At 70.2% G+C, this 12016-nt stretch carries 10 protein-coding genes; 6 read left to right on the top strand and 4 right to left on the bottom strand.

Annotated elements, in window-relative coordinates:
* Nucleotides 1-4 precede the first annotated feature (4 nt).
* The 6 genes from JEQ17_RS12815 (at nucleotide 5) to JEQ17_RS12790 (ending at nucleotide 7548) form a co-directional block, all read left to right on the top strand.
* On the top strand, nucleotides 5-961 hold the full coding sequence (locus JEQ17_RS12815) for a carbohydrate ABC transporter permease (RefSeq protein ID WP_200401466.1): 957 nt from the start codon (nucleotides 5-7) through the stop codon (nucleotides 959-961).
* Nucleotides 958-1863 (top strand): carbohydrate ABC transporter permease, encoded by a 906-nt coding sequence (locus JEQ17_RS12810; RefSeq protein WP_200395383.1) that lies wholly within the window; start codon nucleotides 958-960, stop codon nucleotides 1861-1863. Before JEQ17_RS12815 ends, JEQ17_RS12810 begins: the two co-directional genes overlap by 4 nt.
* Nucleotides 1864-1966: 103 nt before the next feature.
* Nucleotides 1967-2947, top strand: coding sequence for a hydroxyacid dehydrogenase (locus JEQ17_RS12805; RefSeq protein ID WP_200395382.1), 981 nt, complete (start codon nucleotides 1967-1969; stop codon nucleotides 2945-2947).
* Between the two features lie 76 nt (nucleotides 2948-3023).
* On the top strand, nucleotides 3024-5021 hold the full coding sequence (locus JEQ17_RS12800) for a DUF2264 domain-containing protein (protein WP_200395381.1): 1998 nt from the start codon (nucleotides 3024-3026) through the stop codon (nucleotides 5019-5021).
* On the top strand, nucleotides 5018-5788 hold the full coding sequence (locus JEQ17_RS12795; protein ID WP_234048179.1) for a sugar phosphate isomerase/epimerase family protein: 771 nt from the start codon (nucleotides 5018-5020) through the stop codon (nucleotides 5786-5788). Before JEQ17_RS12800 ends, JEQ17_RS12795 begins: the two co-directional genes overlap by 4 nt.
* Before the next feature lie 584 nt (nucleotides 5789-6372).
* The gene (locus JEQ17_RS12790; protein ID WP_200395380.1) at nucleotides 6373-7548 is read left to right on the top strand and encodes an aminotransferase class V-fold PLP-dependent enzyme; all 1176 of its coding nucleotides are present in this window, start codon (nucleotides 6373-6375) and stop codon (nucleotides 7546-7548) included.
* A gap of 8 nt (nucleotides 7549-7556) precedes the next feature.
* Here the strand turns inward: JEQ17_RS12790 and JEQ17_RS12785 are convergent, their stop codons facing one another.
* From JEQ17_RS12785 to JEQ17_RS12770, 4 genes are all read right to left on the bottom strand, one after another.
* Nucleotides 7557-9110, bottom strand: a complete 1554-nt coding sequence (locus tag JEQ17_RS12785; protein WP_200395379.1) for an MFS transporter — start codon at nucleotides 9108-9110, stop codon at nucleotides 7557-7559.
* Nucleotides 9111-9168: 58 nt separating this feature from the next.
* Nucleotides 9169-9711: a TetR/AcrR family transcriptional regulator gene (locus JEQ17_RS12780; RefSeq protein WP_200395378.1), complete on the bottom strand. Its 543-nt coding sequence runs from the start codon at nucleotides 9709-9711 to the stop codon at nucleotides 9169-9171.
* Between the two features lie 122 nt (nucleotides 9712-9833).
* Nucleotides 9834-11363 (bottom strand): helix-turn-helix domain-containing protein, encoded by a 1530-nt coding sequence (locus JEQ17_RS12775; protein WP_200395377.1) that lies wholly within the window; start codon nucleotides 11361-11363, stop codon nucleotides 9834-9836.
* Nucleotides 11364-11426: 63 nt separating this feature from the next.
* Entirely contained in the window at nucleotides 11427-11630 is a 204-nt protein-coding gene (locus JEQ17_RS12770; protein ID WP_055614328.1) for a DUF4236 domain-containing protein, read from the bottom strand.
* Nucleotides 11631-12016 lie beyond the last annotated feature (386 nt).

The following is a 12016-nucleotide window of genomic DNA, read 5'->3' as shown; positions in this document are numbered from 1 at the left end:
AGTGATGACTCCCAGAAAACGGACGGGGACCACACCGCCACCGGCGGACCCCGCCCGCACCCGCAGAGCCGGACGGCGACAGCAGAGGTTCGCCTACGTCACGCTCCTCGCCCCGTTCACGGCGCTGCTCGTCGCCGTGTTCCTCGTCCCCGTCGGCTACGCCGTCTACCTCAGCTTCTTCTCCGAGGACCACGACGGCCTCGGCTTCGGCGGCGGTCGCACCATCTTCACCGGACTGCGCAGCTACCTCGCCGTGCTGCAGGACCCGAGCTTCGTCTCCGGCTTCGGCTCCATCGCCCTGTACTGCGTGATCTTCGTCCCGCTCGTCGTCGCCGGCTCCCTGGGCCTCGCCCTGCTGCTCGACTCCGGACTGATCCGGCTGCGGCGCACCGCGCAGATGCTGCTCTACCTGCCGCACGCCGTGCCCGGCATCATCGCGGCGGTCATCTGGCTGTACCTCTACACACCGGGGCTCAGTCCGGTCATCAAGCTCTTCGCCGAGGCCGACATCACCATCGACTTCCTCGGCCTGCACACCGTGCTCCCGTCGATCGTCAACATCGCCCTGTGGAGCGGCCTCGGCTACAACATGGTGATCTTCTACGCCGCCCTCCAGGCGCTGCCGCGCGAGGTGCTGGAAGCGGCCACGATCGACGGGGCCGGAGGCGTCCGCACCGCGTTCCAGGTCAAGATCCCCATCATCCGGGGGTCCGTCCTCATGGTGTGCATGTTCTCCCTCATCGGCGCCCTGCAGCTGTTCACCGAGCCCATGCTGATGAACCAGGCCACGCCGATGGTCAACTCCCGCTTCACACCGAACATGTACATCTACGACGCGGCCTTCCGCCGCAACAACTACGGACTCGCCTCCGCGGCCTCCGTCATCCTCCTCGTCGTCACCTGCGCACTGTCGTTCGCCGTGACGCGCTGGGCCGGCCGCCGGGAACGGAGCGCGAAATGACCACGACGACACCCACGACCACCTCCGCCGGGGCGCCCACCAAGCCACTCGGCCGCCCCTTCGGGAAGTCCGGGCTCACCAGCCGCGGCGTCGCCAACGCCGTCGTCCTGATCGCCGCCCTCTACACGATGCTGCCCGCCCTGTGGCTGCTGTTCGCGTCCACCAAGAACGCCGACGCCCTCTTCGGCAGCGACATCTTCTCCCTCGGCGACTTCTCCCTCTCCCGCAACCTCTCCGACCTCTTCGCCATGGACGGCGGCCTCTACGGCGAGTGGTACCTCAACAGCCTGCTGTACGCGGTCGGCGGCGCCCTGGTCGGTTCCCTCATCAGCGTCTCCGCCGGATACGCCTTCGACAAGTACGAGTTCCGGCACAAGGAGAAGCTGTTCGGTCTCGTCCTCACCGGCGTCATGGTCCCGCAGACCGTGCTCGCCCTCCCGCTCTATCTGGTGGCCTCCGAGATCGGCCTGGTCAACACCTTCTGGGCGGTCTTCATACCCGTCCTCTTCAACCCCTTCGGCGTCTACCTCGCCCGCCTGCTCAGCAGCGGCTACGTACCCAACGAGGTACTGGAGGCGTCCCGCGTGGACGGCGCCGGCGAACTGCAGACCTACATACGCGTCAGTCTGCGCATGCTCGGCCCAGGATTCGTCACCGTCTTCCTCTTCCAGCTCACCGCCATCTGGAACAACTTCTTCCTGCCGATGGTGATGCTCTCCGACCAGCACCTGTATCCGCTGAGCCTCGGGCTCTACACCTGGAACAGCTCCGCCACCGTCTCGCCCGAGTACTACCCGCTCGTCGTCATCGGCTCGCTGCTCGCCGTCGTGCCGCTGATTGTCGCGTTCGTCACGCTGCAGCGTTACTGGAAGTCCGGCCTGACCGCCGGAAGCGTCAAGTGATGCACCGTCAAGTGATGTGCAAGGAGACCCAGTTGACCCGTAGGAGCGCCAAGTGACCCACCCCGACCTCCGGCCCCGTCCCCGACCGCGTGCCGTGCTCGCCATGGCACACAGGACCGCGGAACAGGTCCTCGACCCGGATGTACGGGCCCGGCTGGCCGCCCTCACCGACATCGACCCTGAGCTCGTCCTGGACGACCTCACCACCCCCGCGGCCCACCGCGCGCTCGCCGACGCCGAGTTGCTCGTCACGGGCTGGGGCTGCCCGCGCATCGACGTGGCGGTGCTCGACGCGGCACCCCGGCTGCGCGCCGTCGTGCACACCGCGGGGACCGTACGCCACCACATCACCGCCGCCTGCTGGGAGCGCGGCCTCACCGTGTCCTCCGCCGCCGCGGCCAACGCCGTGCCGGTCGCCGAGTACACCCTCGCCATGATCCTGCTCGCCAACAAACGCGTCCTCGACACCGCCCGGACCTACCGCACCGAGCGCCGCCGCATCGACTGGAACGCACGCCACCCCGACGCGGGCAACTACCGCAGGACCGTGGGCATCCTGAGCGCCTCCGTCATCGGACGCCGGGTCATCGACCTGCTCCGCCCGCACGATCTGAACGTGCTGCTCCACGACCCCTTCGTCACGGACACCGAGGCCCGCGACCTCGGGGCGGAGCCGGTCTCCCTGCCCGATCTGTTCACGGTCAGCGACGTCCTCAGCGTGCACACACCGCTGCTGCCCGAGACCCGCGGCCTGGTCGGCCGCGAACTGCTGGGCCGGCTCCGCACGGGCGCCACGCTGATCAACACCGCGCGCGGCGCGGTCGTCGACCAGACCGCTCTCACCGGCGAGGTGGTGTCCGGGCGCATCAACGCGGTCCTGGACGTCACCGAGCCGGAGGTACTGCCCGCCGACTCCCCGCTGTGGGACTGCCCGAACGTCCTCATCACCCCGCACATCGCCGGCTCGAAGGGCGGCGAACTGCGCCGCCTCGCCGACCTGGCACTGACCGAGATCGAGTCGTACGCCCTCGGCCGCCCCTTCGCCCACCCCGTCCGGCCCGAACACCTGGCCCGCCTCGCCTGACGTGCCCCGCCCATCGCAGCCGCTCTCGGAAACCGCCTCAACGGACTCTCGGAAACCGACGGAACGAACAGGAGACATGGCCACTCCCATGCCTGAACACCCGCTGCCCACGGCCCCCGAAGAAGACCGCACCCTCAGCCCGCACACCGGCTACACCCGTGCCCACTGGGAAGCCACCGGCGACCGGCTGCTGGCCGCCGCCCTCCGATACGCCACCCCCGGCCACGCCCTGATCGACCTGCCCGGCCCGCCCTCGCAGTCGGGGGTACGCTCCGACGGTCTCGAAGGGTTCGCCCGTACGTTCCTGCTCGCCGCGTTCCGCACCGCCGGGGCGTCCGGCAAGGACCCGCACGGATTCCTGGAGCGCTACACCGCCGGCGTCGCGCGCGGCACCCGCACCCCCGGCCGCGACGACGCCGAGTCCTGGCCCGAGATCGGCCACCACGGCATCCAGGGCCAGCCCATGGTGGAGTCGGCCTCCGTGGCGCTCGCCCTGCGGCTCACCACGCCCTGGACCTGGGACACCCTCCCGGCCGCCGACCAGGACCGCGTCGAGCAGTGGCTGCGCGGCGCGTTGCGGCACACGCCCGCCCCCAACAACTGGTACCTCTTCCCGCTGACCGTGGCCGGATTCCTGGAGTCCGTGGGACGGGGCGACGCCGAGACGCGCGGGGCGATCGACCGGGCGCTCGGCCTGCTGGACGGCTGGTACCAGGGCCAGGGCTGGTACTCCGACGGCGACGGCCGCTCCTTCGACCACTACAACGGCTGGGCGCTCCACTTCTACCCGCTGCTGCACGCCCATCTCACGGGCGACCGCGCGCTGCTCGACCGACTCGGCCCGCGGCTGCGGGAGTTCCTTGAGGGGTTCGCGCTCCTCTTCGACGCGAACGGTGCGCCGATTCACCACGGGCGCTCGCTGACGTACCGTTTCGCGGCCGTCACCGCCGTGGCGCTCGGTGCGCTCACGGGTGAGACTCCGCTCGACCCGGGCGTCACCCGCCGCATCCTCAGCGGGGGGCTGCGCCACTTTGTCGACCGGGGTGCGCCGACCGCGGACGGGCTCCTCGGGCTCGGGTGGTACGGGCCGCACGAGGCGACTCTTCAGCGGTACTCCGGGCCCGGGTCGCCGTACTGGGCCTCCAAGGGGTTCCTCTCGCTGCTGATCCCGGCCGACGATCCGGTGTGGACGGTCACGGAGGGTTCAGCGCCGGTCGAGGGGGCAGACCGTGTGCTCGCCCTTCCCGCGCCCGGGCTGCTCGTCCAGACCACGGGCGGGGACGGGCTGGCGCGCCTGCACAACCACGGCAGCTACAAGCTCGACTCGCGGGAGCCGGAGCGGGCGCCGGGCAACCCGTTGTACGCGCGGCTCGCGTACTCCACCCGTACCGGTCCGACCGGCGCGGCCAACGCCGCCGACAACCATGTCGCGTTGTCGGCCCGTGGCTTGCGGAGTGCCCGTGTACGCATTCATCCGCTGGGTGCCGGGCGGGACTGGCTCGCCTCGTGGCATCGGCCCGTCTTCCCGGCGGGCGGGCCCGTGTTTCCGTCTGCGCGGATCGAGAGCCTGACGCTGGCCCGCGGCAGGTTCGAACTGCGTGTGCATCGCACGGTCGGTGTGCCGGTGGGGACGCCGGTCCATCACAGCGGTTGGGCCGTCGCGGTGTCGCCGGGGGCCGTCCCAGAGGTCCAAGAGGGCTCGGAGGTACGGCTCGACGGGGCGGAGGTGACGAGTCAACTGGTTGGGCTGCACGGTTGGGAGACGCAGTGCGTGGTGCGGGCGCCGCAGGGGACGGCGTATGGGGCTTGGGCTCTTGTTCCTGAACTCACCGGAGTGGTTGGGGCGGGGGCGGAGGTGGAGTCGGAGGGTGAGGGGACGGTGTTTGTTGCGTTGGCGTCCCTTACGGGGGAAGAGGGCGCGGCGCCGCTTGCCGGGCAGGTCGGTGTTGAGGTGAGTGGGCTTGTTGTCGCTGTTCGCTGGGGCGATGGGGTGCGAACGGTCGTGGACTTTGGTGGTGGTGTGGGTGGTGCGGTTGGTGCGTGTGGTCTCTCCGTCACCGAAGAGTCGGTGTGAGCCGGGTGTCGCCGAGGCTGGGGCTGTGTTCCGTCACCCTGCGGCACCTTGATGTGGCCGGAGTTCTCGCGGCCGCGGTCGAGGCGGGGCTGGAGTGTGTGGAGTGGGGTGCCGACGTCCACGTGCCTGCGGGGGACGAGGCCGCGGCCGTACGGGTCCGCGGCGCCACCGAGGAAGCGGGGCTCGCGGTGGCCTCGTACGGCTCGTACTACCGCGCCGGGCGTACCGACCCCGCGGAGTTCGACGGAGTCCTTCGCTCCGCCGTGCTCCTCGGGGCGCCGCGTATTCGGATCTGGGCGGGGGTGACGGGGACGGAGGAGGCGTCGCCGGAGGAGCGGGCTGCGGTTGTCGAGGACACTCGGCGTGCGGCGGAGCTTGCGGCCGATGCGGGGGTGTATCTCGCTTACGAGTTCCACCGCAACACGCTCACGGATGGTGCGGATCGTGTGGTGCGGTTGCTGGAGGAGGTGGGGCGTCCTGACGTGCTCACGTATTGGCAGCCGCCGCTCGATGTGGCCGACTCGGATGCGCTTCTCGGTCTCGATGCGGTGATTGACCGCGTTGCCGCGGTGCATGCGTTTTCGTGGTGGCCGGGGACGACTCGGCTTCCGCTCTCCGCGCGGTCCGAGTTGTGGGGTGGGGTTCTTGATCGGCTGCGGGTGGGGGGTGGTGGCGGGCCGTTGGATGTTCTTCTCGAGTTCGTGCCGGGGGATGACGAGAAACTCCTTGCGCGGGAGGCTGCGACGCTTCGGGGGTTGGGGGTGTAGGTAGGGGTTCGCGTTCGTTGTCGGCTGCGGGTTCGTTGTGGCTGGTCGCGCAGTTCCCCGCGCCCCTGGGTGGGTGGGGGTTGCGGCTCGTGGCCTGGGTGCGGGGCCGCGTCGGAATGTGCGTCCGCAGCCGCTGACGTAAAGCGCAGTTGCCGCCCGCTGACCGCCCACTGGTGTCCTCGTAAGCTGCGGCCACACATCCCGCCACGTCCCCTCCGGCCGACGGACCATCCGGCCCCGGGCAGGCAGGGGGGACGGGGGCAGCGCCCCGTCAGGGGCGCGGGGAACGGCGCGAGCAACCCAGGACGGCCGGTGGGTGGTGAACAGGCCCCGGCCACGGGTCTTTAGGGGCGCGGGGAACGGCGCAGTCTTTTAGGGGCGCGAGGAACTGAGCGAGCAACTCAAGACGGGCCGGCACGTGGTGAACCGGCCCTGGCCACGGGTTTTTAGGGGCGCGGGGAACTGCGCGACCAGCCACAACGCACCCGCACCTGGCCCAGAAGCCCCGGCGGAGCCCCGCGTGGGGGATGGGTCGGTTGGGAAGGGAAGGCAGAGGCGTCCGACCGTAGAGATGGGGCACAGGAATGGACATCGAAGCGATCCGCCGGGACACCCCGGGCACGGCGAACCGGGTTCATTTGAACAACGCGGGCGCCGCACTCCTGTCGCGGAGGACCCTTCGGGCCATGACCGAGCATCTGGAGCTGGAGGCGGCCATCGGTGGGTATGAGGCCGCCGGCCGGGAACGGGACCGGATCGACGCCACGTACGCGAACGTCACCCGGCTCATCGGCGGCCGCCCCGACGAGGTCGCGCTGTTCGACAACTCCACGCACGCCTGGAACGCCGCGTTCTACTCCATGACGTTCGCGCCAGGCGACCGCATCCTCACAGGCCGGGCCGAGTACGGAAGCAACGTCCTCGCCTATCTGCAGATCGCCCGCCGTACCGGCGCCGAGGTCGTCGTCGTCCCCAACGACGAGTCCGGGCAGCTCGACACCGCGGCCCTGGCGGAGCTGATCGACGACCGGACCAGGCTGGTCGGTGTCAGCCATGTCCCCACCAGCGGCGGCCTGGTCAACCCCGCGGCCGAGATCGGTCGCATCAGCCGCGCCGCGGGTGTCCCCTTCCTGCTCGACGCCACCCAGTCGATCGGCCAGTTCCCGGTCGATGTCGCCGAACTGGGATGCGACATGCTCACCGCCACGGGCAGGAAGTTCCTGCGCGGCCCGCGCGGTACGGGATTCCTGTGGGTGCGCCGGGAAGCACTGGACCACCTGGAGCCGTACGTCAGCGAGATCGCCTCCGCCACCTGGGACGGGAAGCGGGGCTTCACCTGGCGCGACGGAGCCCGGCGTTTCGAGACCTGGGAGGTGAGCTACGCCAACGTGCTCGGCCTGAGCTCCGCCGTCGAACAGGCTCTGGAGATCGGTATGGACGACATTGGGCGGCGTGCTGTGGGGCTCGGGGAGCTGTTGCGCGACCGGCTGGACGCCGTGCCCGGCGTCACGACGTACGACCTCGGTCGGGAGCGCTGCGCGATCGTGACCGCCAAGGTCGACGGCGTGTCCACCGCGGATGTCGCTGCCGCACTTGCGGCCCACGGCGTCAATGTCACGACCACCGTGGCCGCGCACACCCAGTTCGACACCGAGGACCGGGGCGTCCATCCGCTGGTGCGGCTGTCGCCGCACTACTACAACACCGAGGCCGAACTCGACCGCGCCGTCGAGGTGTTCGGTGAGCTCGCCGCACGCTAGCCGCCGGGTCAGGGGGAGGGGTCCAGGGCCGGTTCGGTCTGTTCCGTGGTGACGGGGGTGGGCTTGGGGACGCGGTTCAGGTAGCGGTAGGTGAAGAGGGAGCCGACGGCCAGGAGGGCGGTGGCTATGACCAGGGTCGCGTTGTAGCCGTTGTCGAAGGCGGAGGTGGCGGCGTCCAGCAGGGGGCGGCCCTGTTCGGCGGGCAGGTGGTCGGCGGTGGCGCGGGCCTCGTCCAGGCTGTCGGCCGCTGTGTCGGGGGTGCCCGCGGGCAGGGTGACCGTGCCGGTGTAGACCGCCGTCAGCACGCTGCCGAGGACCGCGACACCGGTGAGGCTGCCCAGTTCGTACGAGACCTCCTCCACCGAGGAGGCCATACCGGCGCGGTGCGGCGGGGCGCCGCCGATGATCGCGGCGGAGGCGGCGGTCATCGTGGTGCCCAGCCCCGCGCCGGCCAGGATCAGGCCGGGGACGACCCAGCCGGAGCTCTGCGCGGAGTCCAGGAGGGGGACCGCGCCGGGGGTGAGCAGCAGGGTGAGCAGGATGCCCACTGCGCTTGTGGCGAGGCCGCCGCCGATCAGCGTACGCACGCTGACCCGGTGGACCAGCCCACCGACGACGACCCCCGCCACCAGGGCGCCCAGCGCGCACGCGGCCACGAGCAGGCCCGCGCCGAGCGGGGTGTGGCCGATGACCAGCTGGAGGCGCTGGGCCAGGACGAGTTGGATGCCCGCGGTGGCGAACATCGCGAGGCCGGCGCCGAGCACGCCGACGAGCAGGGGCCGGTTGCGGAAGAGCGCGAAGTCGATCAGCGGGTAGGGCTGGGAGCGCTGGCGGCGCAGGAAGGCCCGGAAGCCGAGGAAGGACACCAGCAGTGCCCCGACCATGTGCAGGGGCGCGGGATCGGGCCTGGTGATCTCCTTGATCGCGTAGACCAGGCCGACGAGGCCGGCCATGACGTACACGGAGGCGACCGGGTCCCAGGGCCGGTCGGCGCGACCCGATCCGCCCGGCGCGAGGAACACCGCCGCGACCAGGGCGAGCAGGACGACGGGCACGTTGACCAGGAACACCGAACCCCACCAGAAGTGCTCCAGCAGGAAGCCGCCGAGAACCGGTCCGAGCGCGGTGCCGACCACCGACGTGGTGCCCCAGATGCCGATCGCCACCCCGCGTTCCCGCTCGTCCTCGAAGGTGAGCCGGATCAGCGCCAGTGTCGAGGGCATCATCGTCGCCGCGCCCACCGCCAGGAAGGCGCGCGCGGTGATCAGCATCCCGGGGGAGGGGGCGAAGGCGGCCATCGTCGAGGCCGCGCCGAAGATGACCAGGCCGGCCAGGAAGAGCCGCTTGTGCCCCACCCGGTCGCCGAGTGTGCCGGTGCCCAGCAGCAGGCCGGCCGACACCAGCGGATAGGCGTTGATGATCCACAGCTTCTGCGAGGCGTCGGCGTGCAGGTCGCCGGTCAGGGTGGGCAGGGCGGTGTAGAGCACCGTCATGTCCACCGATATCAGCAACAGCCCTGCCGAGACGGTCAACAGGACCCACCAGCGTCGTGCCTTGCTCATCTCGTACCTCGGATCTTCTGGATTCGACGGTGCGCCGGCCGGGCGCCGAGCCTGTGGGTCACGGAGTGGCCGCTTCGGTGAGCGCGGCGATCCGCTGCCGCAGGGCATCCTTCACCGCGGGCGTGAGGCTCGTCCCGGTGGTCGCCTCGAACAGCCACAGTCCGTCCGCGGCCATCCGGGCCAGGAACAGCTCCAGTTGCGCCGGATCGGGCTCGGACGGCACCGGCACCCACCGGTCCACCAGCGCGTTCCACACCTGCGCCAGCTCCGGGTCGGACGCCGACTCGACCATGAACGCCAGATCCGCCTTGCGCGGCTCGCTCTCCAGGTCCATCAGCGTGTAGGCGATCGCCCGCTCGGCCGCCGTCGCCTCCGCGAAGGCCTTCCCGAGCCGCGCCTCCAACTGCTTCTCCCATCCCTCGGTCAGATACCGCTGGATCGCCATCAGCAGTTCCTCCCGCGTACGGAAGTGGTAGAGCAGGCCCCCCTTGGTCAGCCCGGCCTCCACGGCCACGGACTCCAGGGTCAGGCTCGTGATCCCCTCTTTCTCGGTCACACGGATCGCGGCATCCAGGATCTGGGTTCGAGAGCTCGGTCGCATAGTCGTAACTGTACCATCCGGAAGGTACAGTTACGCAGGTGGAGGAGTTGACTCAACGACGAGGGCCCTTGCCGACCGGTGTTCGTGCTGGTCGGCAAGGGCCCTCGGGTCGGCCGGGTGGGTCAGATGTCGCGGAAGATCTCGATCTGCGCCCCGACCGAGTTGAGCCGCTCGGCCAGGTCCTCGTAGCCGCGGTTGATGACGTACACGTTCCGCAGGACGGACGTGCCCTCGGCCGCCATCATCGCCAGGAGGACGACGACGGCGGGGCGCAGGGCGGGCGGGCACATCATCTCGGCGGCGCGCCAGCGGGTCGGGCCCTCGACCAGCACGCGGTGCGGGTCGAGGAGCTGGAGGCGGCCGCCGAGGCGGTTCAGGTCCGTGAGGTAGATCGCGCGGTTGTCGTAGACCCAGTCGTGGATCAGGGTCTTGCCCAGCGCCGAGGCCGCGATGGCCGCGAAGAAGGGGACGTTGTCGATGTTCAGGCCCGGGAACGGCATCGGATGGATCTTGTCGATCGGCGCCTCCAGCTTGGAGGGCCGGACGGTCAGGTCCACCAGGCGCGTACGGCCGTTGTCCGCGAAGTACTCCGGCGTACGGTCGTGGTCGAGGCCCATCTCCTCCAGGACCGCCAGCTCGATCTCCAGGAACTCGATCGGCACCCGGCGCACGGTCAGCTCGGACTCCGTGACGACCGCCGCGGCCAGCAGGCTCATCGCCTCGACCGGGTCCTCGGAGGGGGAGTAGTCGACGTCCACGTCGATGTTCGGCACGCCGTGCACGGTGAGTGTGGTGGTGCCGATGCCCTCGACGCGTACGCCCAGTGCCTCCAGGAAGAAGCACAGGTCCTGGACCATGTAGTTGGACGAGGCGTTGCGGATGACGGTCGTGCCGTCGTGGCGCGCGGCCGCGAGCAGCGCGTTCTCGGTCACCGTGTCGCCGCGCTCGGTCAGCACGATGGGGCGGCCCGGGGTCACCTTGCGGTCCACCTGTGCGTGGTAGAGGCCCTCGGTGGCCGCGATGTCCAGGCCGAACCTGCGCAGCGCGATCATGTGCGGCTCGATCGTCCGCGTCCCCAGGTCGCAGCCGCCCGCGTACGGCAGCGTGAAGCTGTCCATGCGGTGCAGCAGCGGGCCGAGGAACATGATGATCGAGCGGGTGCGACGGGCCGCCGCCGCGTCCATCGCCCCCATGTCCAGCTCGGCCGGCGGCACGATCTCCAGGTCGACGCCACCGTTGATCCACCGGGTGCGTACGCCGATGGAGCCGAGCACCTCCAGAAGGCGGTACACCTCCTCGATGCGCGCGACGCGGCGCAGCACTGTGCGGCCCCGGTTCAGGAGCGTCGCGCAGAGCAGCGCCACGCACGCGTTCTTGCTGGTCTTCACGTCGATCGAGCCGGAGAGCCGACGGCCGCCGACCACCCGCAGATGCATCGGACCCGCGTAGCCGAGCGAGACGATCTCACTGTCCAGCGCTTCACCGATTCGGGCGATCATCTCAAGGCTGATGTTTTGGTTGCCGCGTTCGATGCGGTTCACCGCACTCTGACTGGTGCCGAGCGCCTCGGCCAGCTGCGTCTGTGTCCAGCCCCGGTGCTGACGGGCGTCACGGATGAGCTTGCCGATGCGTACGAGGTAGTCGTCTGCCATGGCGGCAGGCTATCTCACATATGAGATGGGGCATCTCGGGGGGTCCGAGTGGGTGACGGTCCCTCAGCCGCGCTTGGGGCGCTTGGTCGTGGTGCGCCGCCAGCCGAAGGGGCCCGGCAGATCCATGGAGGTGGTCCGGCGGCCCGTGCTGCTGTGGGTGCGCCGCGGTCCGTTCTTGCCGCCGCTGGTGATGGACCACGAGCGACGGTTGATGTTCAGCCGTACTCCCGGCAGGATCCGGAAGCTCTTGCGGAATGTGAGGGGCATGCGTGCCTCCTTGTCGTCCGTCGCCGGGTACCCCGGATGCCGGTCGATACGCCGAACGCGCTTGCCCCCGGGCGCGGTTCGGGTCCGGGCCGGGTTCCGGATCGGGTCCCTGTCCGTGTCGGAGGCCGCTCCGGACCGGTGTTCGCGGCTGCCCCGCGGCGCGGTTTCGGGCCGTCTTGAGATGGCTTCCGGCGCAGGTCGGCGGGCGTGTCCGTGCGACAGGACACACCCTCCGGGCATGACCGCCCAGCGGTCATGTACTAGAGTTATCTCGACATCGAGATATCTGCCGAGGCGTGCCGCAGCCGCCCGGACCGGTAAGGGTTACCTAACTTAGCCTTACCTTAGCGGATCGGCCAGGAGGGCGTGGCGGCAGGATGCGGTGG

Origin of the sequence: Streptomyces liliifuscus (genome assembly GCF_016598615.1) — a bacterium.
Classification (GTDB): domain Bacteria; phylum Actinomycetota; class Actinomycetes; order Streptomycetales; family Streptomycetaceae; genus Streptomyces; species Streptomyces liliifuscus.
The sequence above is the reverse complement of the archived record's forward strand: the minus strand, read 5'-3'. Positions and strand labels throughout refer to the sequence as shown.

What these genes read in the sequence shown, in the direction of transcription:
- JEQ17_RS12815 (WP_200401466.1), top strand. Translation starts at nt 5, where the DNA reads ATGACTCCCAGAAAACGGACGGGGACCACACCGCCACCGGCGGACCCC.
- JEQ17_RS12810 (WP_200395383.1), top strand. Translation starts at nt 958, where the DNA reads ATGACCACGACGACACCCACGACCACCTCCGCCGGGGCGCCCACCAAG.
- JEQ17_RS12800 (WP_200395381.1), top strand. Translation starts at nt 3,024, where the DNA reads ATGGCCACTCCCATGCCTGAACACCCGCTGCCCACGGCCCCCGAAGAA.
- JEQ17_RS12780 (WP_200395378.1), bottom strand. Translation starts at nt 9,711, where the DNA reads ATGCGACCGAGCTCTCGAACCCAGATCCTGGATGCCGCGATCCGTGTG.
- JEQ17_RS12770 (WP_055614328.1), bottom strand. Translation starts at nt 11,630, where the DNA reads ATGCCCCTCACATTCCGCAAGAGCTTCCGGATCCTGCCGGGAGTACGG.
- JEQ17_RS12790 (WP_200395380.1), top strand. Translation starts at nt 6,373, where the DNA reads ATGGACATCGAAGCGATCCGCCGGGACACCCCGGGCACGGCGAACCGG.
- JEQ17_RS12785 (WP_200395379.1), bottom strand. Translation starts at nt 9,110, where the DNA reads ATGAGCAAGGCACGACGCTGGTGGGTCCTGTTGACCGTCTCGGCAGGG.
- JEQ17_RS12805 (WP_200395382.1), top strand. Translation starts at nt 1,967, where the DNA reads ATGGCACACAGGACCGCGGAACAGGTCCTCGACCCGGATGTACGGGCC.
- JEQ17_RS12775 (WP_200395377.1), bottom strand. Translation starts at nt 11,363, where the DNA reads ATGGCAGACGACTACCTCGTACGCATCGGCAAGCTCATCCGTGACGCC.